The following is a 20,023-nucleotide window of genomic DNA, read 5'->3' on the forward strand; positions in this document are numbered from 1 at the left end:
GGGGCGACGAGCCGTCGGACATCGCGGGCACTGTCGCCGGACACGGGCCGTTGCTAGGCTGACGGGCACGTCTGGGGGCGAGCTGGGGACGAATCTCGATGAGGAGAACGTCATGCACAGAAAGCCCCTCCGCGCGTTCGCAGCCCTGACGGCGGCCGTCGCCCTGGCGATCACAGGCGCCCCGATGGCGGCATCCGCCGCCCCCGCGGGGGCGCCTCCCGGCCACGAGCGCGCGGCCGCCGCGTACGCGCAGACGACCATGGCGTCGATGACGCTGGAGCAGAAGATCGGGCAGCTGTTCATCCTGTTCGCCTACGGCCCGACCGCCACCACCGACGACCCGCGCAACACCGCCCTCTACGGCGAGGCGGACGCGGCCGACATCATCTCGGAGTACGAGCCGGGCGGCTTCATCCTGTTCTCGGGGCGCGACAACGTGACCGACCCCGTGCAGGTTGCCACGCTCGCGAACGGTCTGCAGGATGCCGCCCAGCACGCCGGCGCGGGCATCCCGCTGCTGGTCAGCACGGATCAGGAGCAGGGCATCGTGACCAGGATCGGCTCCCCGGCGACGCTCTTCCCCGGCAGCATGGCGCTGGGCGCGGGACGCAGCGCGAAGGACACCCGCAAGGCAGCCGCCATCACCGGCCAGGAGCTGGCCGCGATGGGCATCCAGCAGAACAACGCCCCGGACGCCGACGTCAACGTCAATCCCGACAACCCCGTGATCGGCGTGCGCAGCTTCTCGTCCGACCCCGCCCTCGTCTCCGAGCTCACGGCCGCCGCCGTTCAGGGATATCAGGACGACGCCGGCATCGTCGCGACGGCCAAGCACTTCCCCGGCCATGGCGACACTGCCACAGATTCGCACACGGGCCTGCCGCTGATCACGCACACGCTCGAGCAGTGGCAGCAGATCGACGCCCCGCCGTTCAAAGCGGCGATCGCCGCGGGCGTGGACTCGATCATGACCGCGCACATCGTGGTGCCGGCGCTCGACGACAGCGGTGACCCCGCCACCCTGTCCAAGAAGATCGTCACCGGTCAGCTGCGCGACGCGCTCGGGTTCCAGGGCGTGATCGTCACCGACGGCCTGGAGATGGCCGCGGTGCGTCAGAAGTACGGCGACGGCGAGGTGGCCGTCCGCGCTCTCGAGGCCGGGGTCGACCAGCTGCTGCTCCCCGCCGCCCCGCAGGAGGCCTACCAGGCGGTCGAGGACGCCGTCGCCACCGGCCGCATCACGGAGCAGCGGATCGACGAGTCGGTCGAGCGCATCCTGAAGATGAAGTACGACCAGGGTGTGACGAAGCACGCGAAGGTCGACACCGGCAAGGTGATGAACGTCGTGGGCAAGAACTCCAGCCTGCGCGCGGCCGAGAAGATCACCGACCGCACGACCACGCTGATCCGCAACGAGAACGGCGCTCTGCCGGTCCAGGTCGACGGGAAGAGCGTGCTCGTCACCGGCTACGGGGTAGTCACCGGGCAGACACTCGCCGATCAGCTCGCCGCGCGCGGAGCCAGCACGACGGCCCTGTCCACCGGCATGGCTCCGACGCAGGCCCAGATCGACCAGGCCGCCGCCGCCGCACGGAACAGCGACGTCACAGTCGTACTCACCAACGGCGTCACCGCCGCCAGCAGTCAGAAGCAGCTGGTCGCCGCGCTGGAGGCCACCGGCACCCACCTGATCGTCGTTGCCGTCCGCAATCCCTACGACATCAACCAGCTGCCGGAGGTGGACGGCTACATCGCGACGTACTCCTACGCGGCTCCCGCGCTGGCATCGCTCGCGAAGGTCATCACCGGTGAGATCAGCCCGACCGGCACGCTGCCCGTCGACATCCGCTCGGCCGACGATCCGCAGCAGATCCTCTACCCGTTCGGCTTCGGGCTGAGCTGGTGAGCGCCGACGCGGGCCAGCCCCGACGCGGGTTATCCGGCCGGCTGAGACGCTGACCCGACGCCGATGCGGGGCCGGGGCCGATCCGGCGCGGGCGCTACTCTCGAAGCATGGATCACGTGCCCCAGTCCCCGTACCTGCGGGCGCTGGGCGAGCAGCGCACCCGCCTGCATCCCGCGCTGGCCGCCTACTTCTCGGCGATCCCGCGCGGGCAGGTGGGGATCGGCGAGGGCGTCTTCGAGCGCGTCGGCACCCCGCGGCGCTGGCTGTGGCCGGTGCTGCGGATGCTGCAGCGGTACGGTGTCGTGCACGCCGGCTGGCATCGGGACGTCCCCTTCACGGTGCGCAATCGCACCGTCGCGGGCAAGGCCATCGGCATCCGCACCCTGCACCTGCCCGACGGCGACTGGACCATGAAGGATGCTGTGGGCGCACGGCCTCACGGCCGGGTACTGGACCAGCTCGGCGAGCCGAGCACCCTGGCGGTCGCGTTCGACGTGTCGGTCGACGGCGACGCCCTCGCGCTGCGCAGCAGGGCCATCGGCCTCAGGATCGGCCGGATGCGCGTCACGCTGCCGCGCCTGATCGCGCCGGTCGTGCGGCTGCGGGAGAGCGCCGAGAAGCAGGCGGGCCGCCAGCGGGTCGCGCTCACCGTCGACATGCCGGTGCTCGGACGGCTCTACGAGTACGAGGGCACCTTCGAGTACCGCGTCGAGCCCGAGGGCGGCTGAACGCCGACGCCGACGTCGGCCCTCTCTCCGCAACTCATTTTTTGAACATGTTCATTTCTGCCGTACTCTGAAGCTGGACGCATCGGAAGGGCGGGACCATGGGCGACGGACATGTGGTGATCGGCGGGTCGACGGGGTTCATCGGCCGGCACCTGGAGCGGAAGTATCGCGCCGAGGGGCGCGAGGTCGTGACGATCTCGCGCACGGGTGCGGATCTCGGCTGGGCGGATCAGGCGGGCATCGACGCCGCCGTGGACGGCGCGAGCCTCGTCGTGGGACTGGCGGGCAAGAGCGTCAGCTGCCGGTACACGCCCGCGAACCGCGCCCTGATCCTCTCCTCCCGTCTGGACACCACCGCCGCGCTCTCCACCGCGATCGGCAGGGCCGCCGCTCCCCCGCGGCTGTGGGTCAACTCGTCCACCGCGACGATCTACCGGCATGCCGAGGACCGTCCGCAGACGGAGGCCGACGGCGAGCTCGGCACCGGATTCTCCGTCGAGGTCGCGAAGGCCTGGGAGAAGGCCCTGTTCGCCGACGATCTGCCCGCCACGCGGCGAGTGGCGCTGCGCACGGCCATCGTGCTGGGCGACGGCGGCGTGCTCGGTCCGCTCCGCGCGCTCGCCAGGATGGGACTGGGCGGCACCCAGCTCGACGGCCGGTGGCCCGTGACCCGCGCCCGCCGCGCCGCAGGCACCGCGCACTTCCCGGGCGCCCGCGGCGGACGGCAGCGGTTCAGCTGGATTCACGTCGACGACGTCACGGGCATCATCGACTTCCTGGAGCAGCATCCGGAGCTCGACGGGCCGGTCAACGCCGCCACTCCCCACCCGGTCGTCAACCGGGCGTTCATGGCGGCGGTCCGGCGTGCGCTCGGCGTGCGCTTCGGCCCGCCCACGCCGAGGTGGATGCTGGAGATCGGCGCCTTCGGCATCCGCACCGAGACGGAGCTGATCCTGAAGAGCCGGTGGGTGCTGCCGGGCAGGCTCACGACCGCCGGCTACGCGTTCCGGCATCCGGACCTGGACGAGGCGCTGCGCGCGTCAGGCCTCGGGACCTGAACCGGCCTCTGATCCTGACGGACCCGAGTCGGACGAGGGGCGCTCGCGCTCGCGCTTGCGCTTGGCGATCTCGGCGCGCAGCCGCTCCTCCTCGATCTCGCGCTCGAGATCGGCGAGCTGCTGCTCGGTGGTGCGCGTGTCGACGGGAACCGCGGGAGCGGTCGGCTGCGGCGGGTAAGCGGTGCGATCGCGAGCGGGCCGCTGCAGACGGATGCCGCCCTCGGGATACTCACGCCCGATGCCGAACCACAGCACGCTGCCGACGAAGGGCAGCAGGATCACCAGCAGCAGCCAGACGAACTTCGGCATGTACTTCACCTGGAAGTCGTCGCGCCGGATGATGTCCACCAGCGCGAACACCATCAGCGCCAGGACGAGCAGCGAGACCAGGTAACCCATGCGCTCAGAGTAGCCGACGCGGCATCGCCACCGGGCGACCCCGGCCGGTCACTCCTCGCCCGTGGCGACGGGAAGCCCGGGCGTGTTCGACCAGGCGCTCCATGATCCCGGATACACCGCCACCTCGCGGCCGGCGAGCTCACCGGCCAGCGCCAGCTGCGCTGCGGTGATCCCTGAGCCGCAGTATGCCGCGATCGGCATGCTGCCATCGGCGCCCGCCTCGTCGAACGCCGCCGCGATCTCGGATGCCGGCCGGAAGCGGCCGTCCTCGGTCAGCATCCGCGCGATCGGCAGGTTGCGCGCGCCCGGGATGTGGCCGGGGATCGGATCGAGGGGTTCGGTCTCCCCTCGATAGCGCTCGCCCGCACGGGCATCCAGCAGCACACCCGTCTGCGGCCAGGCCGCGGCGCCCTCGGTGTCGATCGTCCCCGCGGCTCCCGGCGCGCCCAGCACGACGTCACCCTCGGACGTCTCGACGTCACCGGTGGCGGTCTCGCCTCCCGCGGCCTGCCAGGCGGGCCACCCGCCGTCCAGCACACGGACGTCGGCGAGGCCGGCGCGGCGGAGCGCCCACCAGGCGCGCGAGGCCGACAGCATCCGATGGTCGTCGTACACCACCACGGGCACGCCGTCGCTGATCCCCCACCGCCGCGCGGCTGCGGCGAGCGCAGCGTCGTCCGGCAGCGGATGCCGCCCCTCGCTCGGCTCGCCGTGACGCGACAGCTCGTGTTCGACGTCGATGAACACCGCACCGGGGATGTGCCCGGCGAGATACTGCTCGCGTCCGTCATCGCGGCCGAGCTGCCAGCGCGCATCGAGCACGCGCACCTCGCCGAGCCGATCCTTCAACTCGGCGGCGCTGATCAAGGGGTTCATGTCCGGCTCCTCACTCGGGACGTCTCGCTCGCGGGACGGACGCTCAGGGGACGATGTGGCCGGCGGCGCGGAACAGCTCGTACCACTCCGAGCGGCTGAGCTCGACATCCGCGCCCGCCGCGGCATCCGCCACGCGCTGCGGCGTGGTCGTGCCGAGCACCACCTGCATGTGCGCCGGATGGCGGGTGATCCACGCGGTCGCGATGGCGATCGGCTCGACCGCGTACTTGGCCGCGAGCCGGTCGATGACGGCGTTCAGCTCGGGGTGCTTCGGGTTTCCGAGGAACACCCCGTCGAAGAAGCCGGCCTGGAACGGGGACCAGGCCTGGATGGTGATGCCGTTGATCCGGCAGTACTCGACGATGCCGCCGCCGTCGCGGACGATGCTCTGCTCCTCGCCCGACATGTTCGCGGCGACGCCCTGCGCGATGATCGGCGAGTGCGTGATCGACAGCTGCAGCTGGTTCGCGATGAGGGGCTGGGTGACGGCGGTGCGCAGCAGGTCGATCTGGCGCGGGGTGTGGTTGGAGACGCCGAAGGCGCGCACCTTGCCGGCGGCGGACAACTCGTCGAACGCGCGGGCGACCTCCTCCGGCTCCACGAGCGCATCGGGTCGGTGCAGCAGCAGCACGTCGATGTGGTCGGTGCGCAGCGCCTTCAGCGATCCCTCGACCTGGGTGACGATGTGCTCGTACGAGAAGTCGAACATCTGCTCCGAGGGCACGATGCCGCACTTGGTCTGCAGGGTGATCTCGTCGCGCTCGGCGGCGCTCAGCTGCAGAGCCGAGGCGAACCGTTCCTCGCAGACGTGCATGGCCCCGCCGTAGATGTCGGCGTGATCGAAGAAGTCGATCCCCGCGGCGCGGGCGGTGTCGTACAGCTCGCGCACCTCGGCGTCCGTCTTGTCGGGGATGCGCATCATGCCGGCGATGACCGCCGGGGCGGTGCCGGATCCGAACGGGACTGACTTCATGGTTCCTCCTGGGTTCACGCCAACGCTACCGCGCGGTGCCGGCCGGCGGCCGACGCAACCGGGCCTGTCCCGTGAGCCACGGCGACAAGGGGGTGCGCAGGGCGACGAGGCCGATCGCGAGCGGCACGAGCATCGCCGCGGCGAAGGTCGGCCACGCCGGCCACGGGGTCCACAGGAACACCGGATGCAGCAGCACGATCGCCAGCAGCGGCAGGGCCAGCAGCGTGCAGACCTGTGAGAAGCGACCGGGCCTCACGGTGCCCTCGGCCGCCAGGATCAGTCCGGTCGAGATGGCGGCGGACGCGATCAGCGACAGCGCGGGCGTGCCGTAGTCGCCCTGCTTGATGTCGATGAAGTCCGACAGACCGGTCGCCACGAGCGCGGCGCCGGTCACGATGAGCAGGACGCCCGCGAGCGCAGGTGCGCGCACCCGGTCGCGCACGCGGCGCAGAGCGTCGCCGATCAGCAGGTAGATCAGGCTCGTGGCGGCCATGCCGATGCCGAGCGGAGTGTCCGAGAGCGCGGACCCCCAGATCCAGCCTGCGACGGCCCCGGCGATACCCAGCGTCCACTGCAGGGCGAGAGGGAGGCGCTCGATCAGGCGCAGCAGGAGGGCGGTGAAGAACAGCGTGGAGATGAACCACAGCGTGATGTACGGCATCCCCGCCGCTCCCCCGCCGTACAGGCCGCCGAGGATGCGCTGCGGGGTGTCGGCGAAGCCCATCGGCAGCAGCGCGACCGTCAGCAGGACGAACCCCGCCAGGTAGGGTCGGCCGAGCGACCGCCAGCGCCTGCTCAGTTCGGTGCGGAAGGAGCGGCCCGGCTTCCACAGGTATCCGGAGAGCACGAAGAACACCACGACGTGCCAGGTGTAGAGCAGATCGCCGGTCAGATCGCGGGTGAAGACATGCCCTGCGACGATCGCCGCGACCGCGATGATGCGGACGAGGTCGATCGCTCCCGACCGCTTCGGAATCGCCTCGAGCATGCCGCGACGATAGTCCCCGGGGATGTCCGTCTCATGTGCGCGGGCTGGGTTGCGACACGGAGGCGCGGATGCGCCCCACGCCCTCTCCGGGCATCGCTGCGCGCTGTCCGGAGCCTCGGGGCGCGGGGACCCCTCATCCGGCGCTAACGTTGCATGCATGACCGCTCCGATCGATGCGACCACCACCTCCGCCTGGGCCGAACTCACGTCCCTCAGCACGGGCTTCTCCCCCGATCTGCGCGGCTGGTTCGCCGCCGATCCGGACCGTGTCGAGAAGCTCTCGCTGCCGCTGGCCGACCTGCACGTCGACCTGTCGAAGAACCTCGTCACCGACGACATCCTCGCCGCGCTCGTGCGCCTGGCGGAGCAGACCGGTGTCGCCGAGCGCTACGCCGCGATGCTCGCGGGCGAGCACATCAACACCACCGAGGACCGCGCTGTGCTGCACACCGCCCTGCGCCGTCGGCCCGGTGCGACGCCCGCGCTGGTGGTCGACGGGCAGGACGTGGATGCCGATGTGCAGTCGGTGCTCGAAGCGCTCTCCGCCTTCGCCGACCGCGTGCGATCGGGCGAGTGGAAGGGCGTCACGGGCAAGAAGGTCACGCATGTCGTCAACATCGGCATCGGCGGTTCCGACCTCGGTCCGGTGATGGTCTACGAGGCGCTGAAGCCCTACGCCGACGCGGGCATCCAGGCCCGTTTCGTGTCGAACATCGACCCGACCGATCTGGCTCAGAAGACCGCGGACCTCGATCCCGAGACGACCCTGTTCATCGTCGCGTCGAAGACGTTCACCACTCTGGAGACGCTCACCAACGCGCGCCTCGCCCGCGACTGGCTGTGGGCGGGACTGTCGGCATCCGGCGCGATCGGCGACGACGAGCAGAGCAGGACGGATGCCGTCGCGCACCACTTCGTCGCGGTCTCCACGGCGCTCGACAAGGTCGCCGCCTTCGGCATCGACCCGGCCAACGCCTTCGGGTTCTGGGACTGGGTGGGCGGCCGCTACTCCGTCGACTCCGCGATCGGTCTGTCGCTGGCCGTCGTGTTCGGGCCCGAGGTGTTCCGCGACCTGCTCGCCGGCTTCCATGCCGTCGACGAGCACGTGCGCACCACCCCGCTCGCGCAGAACGTGCCCGTGCTGATGGGCCTGCTCAACGTCTGGTACACGAACTTCCTCGGCGCGCAGTCGCACGCCGTGCTTCCCTATGCGCAGCAGCTGAGCCGCTTCGCGGCGTACCTGCAGCAGCTGACCATGGAGTCCAACGGCAAGTCCGTTCGCTGGGACGGGAGCCCGGTCACCACGACCACCGGCGAGGTCTTCTGGGGCGAGCCGGGCACCAACGGCCAGCACGCGTTCTACCAGCTGATCCACCAGGGCACCCGGCTGATCCCGGCGGACTTCATCGCCTTCGTGAACCCGGCCTACCCGCTGCAGGACGACGGCCGCGACGTGCACGGCCTGTTCCTGGCGAACTTCCTCGCGCAGACGAAGGCCCTGGCGTTCGGCAAGACGGCCGAGGAGGTCGAGGCCGAGGGCACGACCGGTGCGCTCGTGGCCGCGCGGACCTTCCCCGGCAACCGCCCCACCACGTCGATCTTCGCGGATGCGCTCACCCCGTCCGTCCTCGGCCAACTGATCGCGCTCTACGAGCACATCACCTTCACGCAGGGCGTGATCTGGGGCATCAACTCCTTCGACCAGTGGGGCGTGGAGCTCGGCAAGCAGCTCGCCCTGAAGATCGCCCCCGCGATCGAGGGCGATGCGGATGCCCTGGAGGCGCAGGACGCGTCGACCAAGGCACTCCTGGCGTACTACCAGGCCCACCGCCGCTGAGGCAGGTCGCTCGGTCGCGTCAGTGGCCCTTGCCGTGTCCTGAGCTCCCCTGCCCCTTCCCCGAGTTGTTGCCGGGGCCCTTGTTCGGGTTCTGCTGACCCGCCGTCGTGCCCTGTCCCGAGGTGGCACCGGCGGTCCCGGTCGACGCCTGCTGCACGGCCGGATCGGCTGCGGGTGACGGGGGCGGCGAGGTCTCGGGCGCATGCACCGCGATCCGGGCGGGCGACTCGGCTGACGGAGCGACGCTGTGGAGCCCGAAGAGGGCGATGAGTGACAGCGCTGCCGCTCCCAGCACCGCCGCGACGGTGATCCGCGCCCGTCGGAAGCGCGGTGCGGGGAGGACGGCGGCTGCGGTGTACGCCCGCGTCGGTCCGGTCGGCGCGTCGTCATCGCCGAGCTCCGCCTCCGCATCGCGGTGCGATGTCCGGACGGGGGTCGGAGGCTCTGTGCGGATGTCACGGCTGGGCGCCTCGGCGCGGCGGATCGCCTCGGCCTCTGCGGCCACCTCGGCGGACGAGGGCCGCTCCGCCGGATCTTCGCGCGTCATGCGCGCGAGCAGCGTCCGCCACCGTGCATCCAGTGATTCCGGTATCACCGGATGCTCGGTCAGCCGACGCAGTGCGGTCTGCACCCGACCCGCGACCGGGAAGGCCGGTTCACCGGTGAGGGCCTCGATCAGCACGAGACCGAGCGAGTACACGTCGACCGCCGTCGTGAGCTCGGCGGTGCGCACCTGCTCCGGCGCCATGTAGGCAGCGGTGCCGATGGCGATTCCCGGCGACGTGCGCCTCGGATCATCCACGTCGAAGGCGATGCCGAAGTCCGTCAGCTTCGCGGAGGTGTGATCGCCGGGGCGGCTCGTCTCCGGCATCAGCACGTTCGAGGGCTTGACGTCCCGGTGGACTATGCCGGCGCGGTGCACGGCATCCAGGCCCGCCGCGAGGTCACGGGCGACGCATGCCGCCTCGACGCCGGCGAGCGGCCCGCCCAGCAGCCGCGAGGCCAGCGTGGGGCCCTCGACGTACTCCATCGCCAGGTACTGCGGATGCCCTGAGTCGAGTCGCGCGTCGTAGAGCGTGACCAGGGAGGGATGCTTCAGATTCGCGAGCAGCGCGATCTCGGTGCGGACCCGCTCGAGCGATGTGGGCGTCTCATCGGACTGGCGTAGCAGCTTGATCGCCACAGGTCTGCCGAGAAGCAGATCCTCGGCGCGGTACACCACGGACGTCGCCCCTCGTCCGACTCGCGCTTCGAGGCGATATCGACCGTCGAGCAGCGACTCCGTCGCCTGGTCGTCGATGGCGGGCATCGATCACTCCTGAATCCTGCGGCTCGGGTGCCGCACGTTCGGAGACTCTAGGACGATGCCGCTCGTTCGGCTTCCGCATTGACTGCGCGGCCGAGATCTGCAAGGGGCGGGGTCACACCGGCCGGTACTGGGCGCTGATCGGGCAGTCGAAGGGGTCGCGTGCGGCGAGGCCCACCCGGTTCAGATAGCGCACGACGATGCCGTAGGACTGCAGCAGGGTCGTCTCGGTGTACGGAACGTCATTCGCCGCGCAGTAGTCTCGCACCACCTCGCGGGCGCGGGAGAGGTTCAGACGCGACATGCTGGGGAAGAGGTGATGTTCGACCTGGTAGTTCAGGCCGCCGAACAGCCAGGTCGCCCACCAGCCGCCGGTCACGTTGCGCGAGGTGCGGACCTGCTTCGAGAAGAAGTCGAGCCGCGCGTCCGGGGAGATGATCGGCATGCCCTTGTGGTTCGGGGCGAAGGAGGCTCCCATGTAGAGGCCGAACACGGCCATCTGCACGCCCAGGAACGCGAACGCCATCCCCACGGGAAGGAACAGGAACAGCGGCGTCAGCAGCAGAGCGAACCGCAGGGAGATGATGCCGATCTCGGTCCAGCGCCCCTTCACGCGACCGGGCGTGACCAGATGCACCACGCTCAGGCGATGCAGGTTCAGTCCTTCCAACGTGAGCAGCGGGAAGAACAGCCACCCCTGGCGCTGCGTGATCCAGCGGATGACGCCGCGGGAGCGGGCCGCGTCCTCGTCGAGGAAGGAGATCGTGTCGACCTCGATGTCAGGGTCCTTGCCGACCATGTTCGGGTTGCCGTGATGCTTGGTGTGCTTGGAATCCCACCAGGAGTAGCTCATGCCGATGAGCCCCGCGAGCACGCGTGCGAGACGGAAGTTCGCCGGGCCCGACGAGAGGATCTGACGGTGTGCGGCCTCATGTGCGAGGAACGCGACCTGTGTGAACAGGATGCCGAGCGCGCCCGCGATGAGCAGTTGGAACCAGCTGTCTCCCAGCAGGATGAAGCCGACGGCGCATCCCGCGAAGCCGAGCAGCAGGGCGACCCCCACCAGCGTGTAGAACACCGGCGTGCGGCGCAGCAGGCCCAGATCGCGGATGACGTTCAGCACATCCTTGTAGGCGCGCGCCATCGGCGGGAACTCCGTAGTGCCGGAGTACGTCTGTCGGATGCGTCCCTGGGCGGGAACGGTGGTCTTGATCGTGTCGACCTGAGTGAGTGAGATGGTGCTCTCCTGTCGATCGGAGCCCTTGAGCTTTGGAAGCCAAGGGCGGATGCCGATCGCTGTGCCCAGCGTACGCGCGTCGATATGCGGCGTACGGCATGTGTCCTCGCGGTTTCAGCGCGGTGAGGTGGGGAACGTGTCGGCTCCGGACCCGTCGAGCGCGAGCGCCCACTCGTTCATGGTGAGGTCCGCCCCGCGGAACTCCTCGGTGAACGTTCCGGTGTGCGTGAAGCCTCCGCGTCGGCAGACGCCGTTGGAGGCGGCGTTGTCCGCCGCGGGGAAAGCCGTGAGCAGGCGCCGCGCTCCGCGATGCTCCCTGGCGTCGTCGACGACCAGCGCGAGGGCCCGCGAGGCGATGCCGCGTCCCTGCGCCTCGGGGAGCACGAACCAGCCGGCTTCCAGCACGGGCTCGCCTCGCCAGTCGGCGCGCCAGTACGCGATGGATCCGAGGGGTCGATCGTGGGCGTCCACGATCACGAAGTTGCGGGCCTCCCCCGCCGCTCCCAGTCGCAGATACCGCTCATTGCGGTCGATGATCTGCTCCTCGGTCTCCGGGCCGTTCAGGTGCGCCGTCATCTCGGGAGTGTTCGCCGCGCGAAGCAGGTCGATGTCCTCGGCCGTCCAGAGCCGCAGTCGTATCGTGTCCACGCGGCTACGCTCTCACGGGCCTCCGACACCCGGAAGCGCCCGATGCCCTCCCGGATGTCGGTGACCCCGCGTACCGTCGCAGATGTGCGCGAGCCTCTCGCGTCTCCCTCGAGAAAGGCGCAGGACATGGACTGGAAGATCGAACTCATCCACGTGCCGGTGACGGACGTCGACCGCGCGAAGGAGTTCTACACGACGATCGGCTTCAACCCCGATCACGACCACCAGGTCTCCGACGAGCTGCGCTTCGTGCAGATGACCCCTCCCGGATCGGCCTGCTCCATCGCCTTCGGCACGGGTATGGGCAGCGGGCTCGAGCCCGGTCAGCAGAACTCGATCCAGGTCGTCGTGCCGGATGCCGACGAGGCCCTGTCGCACCTGCGCGGGCTCGGCGTCGAGGCCTCCGGCGTCGACGAGCAGCCGTGGGGCCGGTTCGTCACCTTCGACGACCCCGACGGCAACACCTGGACGCTGCAGCAGATCCCGGACTACGGCGCGCAGTGAGCGAATGACGGGAGGGCGGATGCTGTGCAGCATCCGCCCTCCCGTCGTCAGCGTCCGCACCTGCGGGAACGCGACACGCGTACCGTGCCTGGTGAGGGTGCGCCCGCGCCTATGAGCGCACCCCCCGATGGTTCATCGACCGCGGAGAGCGGCCGTCGCCTTCTCGTCGATCTCGAAATCCGCGGTCATCACGACGCCGTAATCCAGCTCGGCCGCGCGTCGGGACACGAATCCGTTACGCACGTCGTGAGCGACGGCGGCAGCATCCCGTCGGAACGGATCCCCGTAGCCTCCGCCCCCGCCGGTCTGGTTGACGAGCACATCGCCCGCCTCGAGTCGGTTGTAGCTTCCGCCCTGCACGATCTCGCGGTCCGTACCCGGGTTCAGCACGACCCGGTTCGGCTTGCCGGCGGATCCGCCGTCGATGGCCCACGGCTCCGTCTTCGTCTTGTAGACGAGGCAGATGCCTGTGGCAGGCGCGGTGAAGCGATACGAGCGGCTGACTCCGACCCCGCCACGGAACTCGCCCGCACCGCCCGTGTCGGTGCGGTACCCGTAATGCTCGATGATCATCGAGGACTTCGCCTCGAGCACCTCGACCGGGTTGTTGCGGCAGCCCGGTTCCGACAGGTGCATGATCCCGTCCTCGCCGTCGTGCTGCGCCGTGCCGCCGAAGCCGACAGCCTCATTCGTCGCCTCCTGCCATGGCTCGCCGGTACGAGGATTCACGCCGAGACCCATCATCGAGCACACGTCACCGCCCGAGCAGGCGGGCACGAGCTCCGGCATGCCCTCGGCCAGCGCCTTCAGGATCACCTCGCCGGCAAGGAGTCCCGTCCAGAGAGTGAAGGTCGGCATGGGCGACACCGCGTGCATGACGGATCCTGGCACCGTGACCACGCGCAGTGGAGCGAAGTTGCCCGCGACGACCGGCGAGTCGGGTGTCGTGAGCGACTTGAAGATCAGGCTCGAAAGCGCTTCGGTCTGTCCCGGCGGCAGATTGATCGGGCCCTCGACGTTCTCGGCGCTGCCGGTCCAGTCGACCACCATCTCGTCGTCGGTGACCGTCACCGTGCACTGCAGCTTGACGAGCTCGTCCTTGTTGATCCCGTCGTCGTCGACGTAGTCGACCGCGCTCCATGTGCCCTTCGGCAGCTTCGCGAGCGCGAGCCGGGCGAGCTTCTCACCATGCTCGTTGATCGTCACCATGGCCTCGGTGAGCGTGGTGACGCCGTACTTGCCGGCGAGTTCCTGGGTACGACGCACACCGCTCACGCACGCCGACACCTGCGCCTGGATGTCACCGATCGTGTGCTTCGGCATCCGGCTGTTGAACCGGATGATGTTGAACACGTCCTCGTTGCGCTCGCCTCTGCGGTACAGCTTGGAGGCGGGGAGCATCAGCCCCTCCTGCGAGCGGTCCGTCGAGTCGAGCACGTACCCCGGGTCCTTCTGGTTCAGGTCGGTCACGTGCACGCGGCACGAGGCGAAGCCGATCAGCTCGTCGTCCACGTGGATGGGCGCGAAGACGAGCGGATCGAGGGTGTGGGCGCTCGACCAGTAGGGGAAGTTGATGATGAAGATGTCACCGGGCTCCATCGCGTCGGCGCCGAGGAACTCGATGGAGTGCTTGATTCCCGCGTCGTTGCCCCTGGTGAACACCGCGATGCCGGGTGCATCCGCGACCACGTCTCCGTTGGCGTCATGGATCCCGATGCCGTAGTCGTGGATCTCGTAGACCACGGTGTTGTAGGCGGTGCGACACAGATTGCGCGCGACCTCCTCTGCGACGGCCAGCAGGCCGTGCCTGATGATCTCGGTGGTGATCGCGTCGGCCACGTCAGGCTCCCTTCTTCGCGTACTGGATCGAGATGATGAGCTCGCCGTATGCCCCGACCTCGAGTCGGTCACCGGCGTGCATCACGGTCGTCGCCGTGTGCTCTGTCACGACGGCCGGGCCCTCGATGACGTCACCGGCCATGAGCTCTTCGCGCGAGACCAGGGCGTACTCCGCCGTCTCGTCTCCTTCGAGCACGACCGTGCGTGTTCGAAGCTGCGGTGCCTCGCCCTCCGGGCGGACGGCCGCTTTCGGCAGCTCGGGCTTGTCGAGCACTCCCACGGCTCCGAGCCGCAGCGTGGTCGTCTCGATGGGATCGTCCATGATGTGCCCGTACTGGCGCAGATGCAGCCGGTCGAACTCCGAGCGGATGCCTTCGCGAGGATCCGTGCCGTCCGCGGGATAGTCGACCGTGACCGAGTGCTCCTGGCCGGAGTACCGCACCGCGACGACGCGGTGGAAGATCATGCGGTCCTCGTCGAACCCTTCGGCACGCAGCGTCTCCCTGGCCTCTGCCTCCATGCCCGCGTAGAGGGCGTCGGCCACCTCGGCGTCGAGGTCCTCGAGCGCCTGCAGGCTGGTGCGCGAGTAGTTGTGCTGCACGTCGGCCATCAGCATGCCGAGCGCCGAGAACGCCCCCTGTCCCGGTGGCACGATCACCTCGGGGATGCCGAGCTCGCGTGCCACGTCGACCGCGACCAGGCCGCCGCCCCCGCCGAACGACAGCAGCGCGAAGTCCTTCGGGTCATGGCCGAGCTCGATCGTGATCGCTCGGACCGCGCCCATGATCTTGGTGTTCGAGATCTGCACCATGCCCCGCGCCAGTTCAGTGACGCTGAGTCCGAGGCTCCCGGCGATCGGGGTGAGCGCTTCGAGTGACTTCTCCCGGTCGAGTGTGAGCTCGCCGCCGAGCGGAGTGTCGGTCCCGAGATAGCCGATCGCGAGAGCGGCATCCGTGAAAGTCGGCTCTGTTCCGCCGCGGCCGTACGCCGCCGGCCCGGGCATTGCGCCGGCGCTCTTTGGCCCTACCTGCAGGGCGCCGGCCCCGTCGAGGTAGCCGAGTGACCCGCCGCCCGCGCCGATCGTGTGGATGTACAGCGATGGCGTGTTGATCGGCAGTCCTTCGAACTCCGCGCCGTGGTAGAGGACCGGGCTGCCGTCCTGCACCAGCGAGGCGTCGAGGCTCGTGCCTCCCATGTCGATCGTGATCAGGTTCGGTCGGTCGATCAGCTTTGCGAACGCCGCGGCGCCGACCACGCCTCCCGCAGGTCCGGAGAGGATCAGGTTCACGGGCTGCTCGCGCGCCGCCGAAGCGGTCATCGCTCCTCCGCCTGAGCGCGACATGAGGAAGCGCCCGTCGAAGCCGCGCCGCTCGAGTTCGCCCTCGAGCGCTTTGAGATAACTGCGCATGATCGGCTTGATGTAGGCGTCGAGCACTGCGGTGCTCGTGCGCTCGTACTCCCTGTACTCGCGAGAGAGCTCGTGTGACAGGGTGACTTCGACTCCCGGCGCCTCTTCGGCGAGAATCTCCCGCATGCGAAGCTCGTGCGCGGGATTCGCGTAGGCGTGCAGGAACGCCACCGCGACGGCATCGTACCCGCGGCGCAGGATCTCTCGTGCGACCTCGCGCGCGTCCTCGTCGTCGAAGGGCGTGGCGACGGAGCCGTCGAACATGCTCCGCTCGATCACCTCGAAGGTGTCGTAGCGCTCGAGCAGCGCCTCGGGCTTGCGGTAGGCGATGTCGTACATCACCCGGCGGTCGGTGCGTCCGAGCAGGTACACGTCGCGGAAACCGTGGGTCGCGATCGTCGCGACGCGCGCACCGGTGCGAGTGAGCAGGGAGTTCAGCCCCAGCGTGCTGCCGTGATTGAAGGTCGTGACCTGGGCGGGATCCGCACCGGCCTTGTCGAAGGCCGAGAGGACGCCGGCGGTCGGCTCGCTGGGCGTGGTCGGCACCTTCTCGAAGCGGAGCTCACCCGTCTCGGGGACGAGTTTCACGACATCGGTGAACGTTCCTCCCACGTCGATGGCGATTCGGACGTTCTCGGACATTGCTGGTCCTTCCATTGGGGTCGTTGATGATTTCGGGCAGCCCGCGGAGACCCGACGCTGCCGGGTGCTTGATCGCGAATGCTGCGGGTGGTGCGCGACGGCCGCTACTAGCGCTTCCCTCGGCCGGCCGCGGCGAGGCCGACCGCCGCCAGGATGATGAAGCCGGTCACCATGTCCTTGAGCTGGGGATTGAGGTTCAGCAGATCGAAGCCGTTGCCGATCAGGGCGATGAGGAACACGCCGGCCACCGATCGCCAGACCGCTCCGATGCCGCCGTAAATGCTCGTGCCACCGAGGATCACGGCCGCGATGGCGCTCAGTTCGAGCCCGGCACCGGCGAGCGGCTGGCCGGATGCGATGCGCGAGACGCCGATCGCCGCGGCCGTGCCGGCCGCGAGTCCGCTGATCACGAAGACCAGGATCCGCGTGCGGTCCACGTGGATGCCGGAGAGCTCGGCCGCCTCCGCGTTGCCGCCGACCGCGTAGACCCGACGACCGAACAGGGTCCGCGACAGCACGAACCACAGGATCGCCACCGCGACGATCATCACGAACACCGCGATGAAGACGCCGCCGATGCGGTTCCGCCCCAGCACCGTGAAACCGGGCGTCGTCACGGTGATCAGGCTGCCTCCGGTGATGAGCACCGCGACAGTCGTGAAGATCATCGAGGATGCGAGCGTCGCGAGGAACGAGTGCACCCGGAGTCGGGTGATGACCGTGCCGTTGAATGCACCGAGCACGATCCCGATGACAGGCGCCGCGCCCAGCGCGAGTGCGACGCTGCCCGTGCTCACCGCGAGCCACGCGGCGACCACGCCGGCCACGCTGTAGATCGCGCCGGTCGACAGGTCGAAGTTCCCCGAGATGATCACGAAGGTCCCGGCCGCGGCGATGATCACGAGCGGGGCGTTCTGATTCAGGATGTTGACGATGTTGCCGAACGTGAAGAACGACGGCGACAGGATCGCGAGCGCGACGAGCACAGCCGCGAGCAGCAGCAGGACCGCGTACTCGATGATGAGCTCCTTCGCCGACAGCTTCTTGCTGGCGCGCGTTCGCGTAACGGTGGTGTTTGCGGCTTCGGTCACGCTGCCGGCTCCTCTCCGATGGTCACGTGGAAGAGCCGGAACAGCACGTCCTCCACGGTGGTCTGCTCGGGGATGATCTCCCCGAAGGTCTGGCCGTCCGAGACGAGGTAGGCGCGATGGGCGAGCTCCATGATCTCCTCGTGCTCGGACGAGATCAGCAGCACGCCGATGCCCTGCGCGGCGAGACGGACGATGAGCTCGTAGATGGTCCGCTTCGCTCCGACGTCGACGCCGCGCGTCGGTTCGTCGAGGATGATCAGCTTCGGGCCCGCGGCGAGCGCCTTCCCGAGGAGCGCCTTCTGCTGATTGCCTCCCGAGAACCATCCGACCGGCAGCTCGATGTCGGGCGGCCGGATCTCGAGTGATTCCGCAAGTTCCCGCGCGATGTGCTTCTCCGCACCGAGGTCGACGATCCCGCCGCGCGCACGGGCGGGGAGACTCGAGAGACCGATGTTCTCGCGCACTGATCGCTGCAGGACAAGGCCGTCCTTGTGCCGGTCCTCCGAGACGAGCACGAGACCGGCGTCGATCGAGTGCTTCGGCGTCCGTCCGACCCAGTCGCGCCCGTCGTACCGGACCTCGCCGGAGGTCACCTCGTCGAGGCCGAACACGGCGCGGAGGCACTCGGTGCGACCACTGCCCACGAGGCCGAGCAGCCCGACGATCTCACCGGGGCGCACGTCGAAGCTCATTCCGTCGACCCCGGTCCCTGTGTGGAGTTCCCGCACCGAGAGAAGCGGTTCTTCCCCTTCGGGGAGCGGGGGGCGATCCGGGTACGCCTGATCCATCTCGCGGCCGAGCATCAAGGTGACGAGATCGTGCTTGGACACCGCGGCCGCATCGACGGTCTCGATTCTCCGGCCGTCCCGCATCACGGTGATGCGATCGGCGACCCCGAGAACTGAATCGAGGAAGTGCGAGACATAGATCACGCAGCAGCCCCGATCGCGGAGCGTCCGCATCAGCTGCTCGAGCTGCGCCATCTCGTGCGCGGTGAGCGACGACGTCGGCTCGTCCATGACGATGACCCGGGCTTCTCTGGCGAGTGCCCGCAGGATCTCGACCTTCTGCTGGTCGGCGATCCGCAGATCGCGCACCTTCTCCCCCGGGTCGAGGTCGAACCCCACCTGCGCGTCGAGTGCCGCGAAGCGCTCCGCGATGTTGCGCCGCTCGATTCCGAATCGGTGCTCCTCCGCGCCGAGGAAGACGTTCTGGCCGACCGTGAGGTCCGGGACCAGTGCCAGCTCCTGCGCGATCATCACGATCCCCCGCCGTTGCGCGATTCCCGGATTCCACCGGTCGACCGGGGCGCCGTCGACGAGGACGTCTCCTCGGTCAGCCGCGTAGATGCCGGCGATCACCTTGCCGAGCGTCGACTTCCCGGCGCCGTTCTCGCCGACGAACGCGTGGATCTCCCCACCGCGGACGTCGAGCGAGACGTCGTCGAGCGCCTGGGTCGCGCCGAACCGCTTCTCGACTCCGCGGAGTTCGACCAGAACCGGGCCGACAGCAGAATCCTGCATCGGTTCAGCCGTTCCACTCGCCGGTGAAGTCGGGCGTCGCGTCGAGGTCGGCCTTGGTCGACACAGGCGCGAGATCGCGGAGGGTGTCGGCGTCCACGACAGCCTGCACCTTCTCTCCGCGCAGCTTGTTGACGAGCTGCTCGAGGGCGGCCTCACCCATGCTCACGGGGTAGTTGAGGTAGTCGTTCGTCCACTTGCCCTCGCGCACGGCCTTCACTGCCTCGATCGTCCCGCCTCCGCCGGTGAGGAAGATCGACGACGGATCGATGCCGGCGTTCTCGAGAGCGATCTGCGCGCCCATGGTCTGCTGGTCCGCGTTGCTCAGGATCCCGTTGATGTCCTTGTTCGCCTGCAGCAGGTTCGACACCGCCGTGAGCGACTTGTCCCGGTCGTAGGCCCCCTCGACGGTGCCGACGATCTTGATGTTGTCATGGGCGCCGAGGACGTCCTTCCACGCCTTGATGCGCGCGACGTCGAGCGGCGAGTTCAGCAGCCCGGCCAGAAGCCCGATCTTGCAGGGGTCGATGTCCTTGCAGTACTCGACGACCGTCTTCGCCTGGCGCTCAGCGCCGGCCGATGGGGGTGACGCCACGGTCGACACGACCCCCTCGGTCTGCGGCTCCATCTTGTCGATGTCGGGGCCGATGGGGTTCAGCACCGAGACCACGGGGATGTCGTTGCCGAGTGGGAAGGCCGCAGCGAGGCCCGGCCCGTCCTGCGGGACGACGATGACGCCGCTCGCCTGGCCGGTCGTTCCGGCGTTCTGCAGCTGGGATAGCTGCGTGTTGGCATCGAACTGGCCGTCCTGGATCTTGGTCGTGATCTTGATGCCGAGCTTCTTCTCGAGCTCCTTGGCCTTCTTCTTCACGCCCTCGTAGACGGCCTGGTTGTACCCGTTCTGGGATGACGAGGCCAGGAAGACGACAGAGAAGTCGTCTGTGCCGCCGCTTGCGCCTCCGGTGGCGCTGCAGGCGGTGAGGGAGATGCCGAGCGCGAGGGCGCCTGCGCCGGCGATGATCCGTGGGAGGTGCGTCATTGCATTCTTCTTTCGTGAGGGGCT

The 20,023-nt window shown here is 69.1% G+C and carries 17 protein-coding genes; 5 read left to right on the top strand and 12 right to left on the bottom strand.

Annotated elements, in window-relative coordinates; genetic code table 11:
• Window positions 1-112 precede the first annotated feature (112 nt).
• The 3 genes from ACTJJ4_RS15050 to ACTJJ4_RS15060 all read left to right on the top strand — a co-directional run bounded on the left by ACTJJ4_RS15050 (window position 113) and on the right by ACTJJ4_RS15060 (window position 3,692).
• On the top strand, window positions 113-1,906 hold the full coding sequence (locus ACTJJ4_RS15050; protein WP_440944071.1) for a glycoside hydrolase family 3 protein: 1,794 nt from the start codon (window positions 113-115) through the stop codon (window positions 1,904-1,906).
• A gap of 107 nt (window positions 1,907-2,013) precedes the next feature.
• The gene (locus ACTJJ4_RS15055; protein WP_440944072.1) at window positions 2,014-2,634 is read left to right on the top strand and encodes a DUF4166 domain-containing protein; all 621 of its coding nucleotides are present in this window, start codon (window positions 2,014-2,016) and stop codon (window positions 2,632-2,634) included.
• Window positions 2,635-2,732: 98 nt separating this feature from the next.
• Window positions 2,733-3,692, top strand: a complete 960-nt coding sequence (locus tag ACTJJ4_RS15060; protein WP_440944073.1) for an epimerase — start codon at window positions 2,733-2,735, stop codon at window positions 3,690-3,692.
• Here ACTJJ4_RS15060 and ACTJJ4_RS15065 read toward each other — a convergent pair.
• From ACTJJ4_RS15065 to ACTJJ4_RS15080, 4 genes are read right to left on the bottom strand one after another with little or no spacing between them, the layout of a single operon-like run.
• Window positions 3,675-4,091 carry a PLD nuclease N-terminal domain-containing protein gene (locus tag ACTJJ4_RS15065; RefSeq protein ID WP_292701048.1) on the bottom strand — a complete coding sequence of 139 codons (417 nt, stop codon included), beginning with the start codon at window positions 4,089-4,091 and terminating at the stop codon, window positions 3,675-3,677. The two genes, ACTJJ4_RS15060 and ACTJJ4_RS15065, sit on opposite strands and share 18 nt — an antisense overlap.
• Window positions 4,092-4,139: 48 nt before the next feature.
• Complete coding sequence (locus ACTJJ4_RS15070; RefSeq protein ID WP_440944074.1) at window positions 4,140-4,967, bottom strand: sulfurtransferase; 828 nt, start codon at window positions 4,965-4,967, stop codon at window positions 4,140-4,142.
• A 43-nt stretch (window positions 4,968-5,010) separates the two neighbouring features.
• Window positions 5,011-5,940: an aldo/keto reductase gene (locus ACTJJ4_RS15075; RefSeq protein WP_440944075.1), complete on the bottom strand. Its 930-nt coding sequence runs from the start codon at window positions 5,938-5,940 to the stop codon at window positions 5,011-5,013.
• A 25-nt stretch (window positions 5,941-5,965) separates the two neighbouring features.
• Entirely contained in the window at window positions 5,966-6,928 is a 963-nt protein-coding gene (locus tag ACTJJ4_RS15080) for an acyltransferase family protein (protein WP_440944076.1), read from the bottom strand.
• A 157-nt stretch (window positions 6,929-7,085) separates the two neighbouring features.
• Between ACTJJ4_RS15080 and pgi the strand changes: the two genes are divergently transcribed.
• Complete coding sequence (gene pgi, locus ACTJJ4_RS15085) at window positions 7,086-8,765, top strand: glucose-6-phosphate isomerase (RefSeq protein WP_440944077.1); 1,680 nt, start codon at window positions 7,086-7,088, stop codon at window positions 8,763-8,765.
• A 19-nt stretch (window positions 8,766-8,784) separates the two neighbouring features.
• On the opposite strand, the gene ACTJJ4_RS15090 is transcribed toward pgi, so the two are convergent.
• The 3 genes from ACTJJ4_RS15090 to ACTJJ4_RS15100 form a co-directional block, all read right to left on the bottom strand.
• Window positions 8,785-10,074: a serine/threonine-protein kinase gene (locus ACTJJ4_RS15090; protein WP_440944078.1), complete on the bottom strand. Its 1,290-nt coding sequence runs from the start codon at window positions 10,072-10,074 to the stop codon at window positions 8,785-8,787.
• Between the two features lie 112 nt (window positions 10,075-10,186).
• A complete protein-coding gene (locus ACTJJ4_RS15095) occupies window positions 10,187-11,308 on the bottom strand; it encodes a fatty acid desaturase family protein (RefSeq protein ID WP_292701229.1) in 1,122 nt (373 codons plus the stop codon).
• Window positions 11,309-11,422: 114 nt separating this feature from the next.
• On the bottom strand, window positions 11,423-11,956 hold the full coding sequence (locus ACTJJ4_RS15100) for a GNAT family N-acetyltransferase (protein ID WP_440944079.1): 534 nt from the start codon (window positions 11,954-11,956) through the stop codon (window positions 11,423-11,425).
• A 126-nt stretch (window positions 11,957-12,082) separates the two neighbouring features.
• Between ACTJJ4_RS15100 and ACTJJ4_RS15105 the strand changes: the two genes are divergently transcribed.
• Window positions 12,083-12,460, top strand: coding sequence for a VOC family protein (locus ACTJJ4_RS15105; protein WP_440944080.1), 378 nt, complete (start codon window positions 12,083-12,085; stop codon window positions 12,458-12,460).
• Window positions 12,461-12,592: 132 nt separating this feature from the next.
• On the opposite strand, the gene ACTJJ4_RS15110 is transcribed toward ACTJJ4_RS15105, so the two are convergent.
• The 5 genes from ACTJJ4_RS15110 to ACTJJ4_RS15130 all read right to left on the bottom strand — a co-directional run bounded on the left by ACTJJ4_RS15110 (window position 12,593) and on the right by ACTJJ4_RS15130 (window position 19,999).
• Complete coding sequence (locus ACTJJ4_RS15110) at window positions 12,593-14,299, bottom strand: hydantoinase B/oxoprolinase family protein (RefSeq protein WP_440944081.1); 1,707 nt, start codon at window positions 14,297-14,299, stop codon at window positions 12,593-12,595.
• Between the two features lies 1 nt (window position 14,300).
• Window positions 14,301-16,349 (bottom strand): hydantoinase/oxoprolinase family protein, encoded by a 2,049-nt coding sequence (locus ACTJJ4_RS15115; RefSeq protein ID WP_440944082.1) that lies wholly within the window; start codon window positions 16,347-16,349, stop codon window positions 14,301-14,303.
• Between the two features lie 107 nt (window positions 16,350-16,456).
• Window positions 16,457-17,440, bottom strand: a complete 984-nt coding sequence (locus ACTJJ4_RS15120; RefSeq protein WP_440944083.1) for an ABC transporter permease — start codon at window positions 17,438-17,440, stop codon at window positions 16,457-16,459.
• Complete coding sequence (locus ACTJJ4_RS15125) at window positions 17,437-18,963, bottom strand: sugar ABC transporter ATP-binding protein (RefSeq protein ID WP_440944084.1); 1,527 nt, start codon at window positions 18,961-18,963, stop codon at window positions 17,437-17,439. Before ACTJJ4_RS15125 ends, ACTJJ4_RS15120 begins: the two co-directional genes overlap by 4 nt.
• A 4-nt stretch (window positions 18,964-18,967) precedes the next feature.
• Window positions 18,968-19,999: a sugar ABC transporter substrate-binding protein gene (locus tag ACTJJ4_RS15130; RefSeq protein WP_440944085.1), complete on the bottom strand. Its 1,032-nt coding sequence runs from the start codon at window positions 19,997-19,999 to the stop codon at window positions 18,968-18,970.
• Between the last annotated feature and the right edge of the window lie 24 nt (window positions 20,000-20,023).

This window comes from Microbacterium sp. 22195 (assembly GCF_052056515.1).
Taxonomy (GTDB): Bacteria; Actinomycetota; Actinomycetes; order Actinomycetales; family Microbacteriaceae; genus Microbacterium.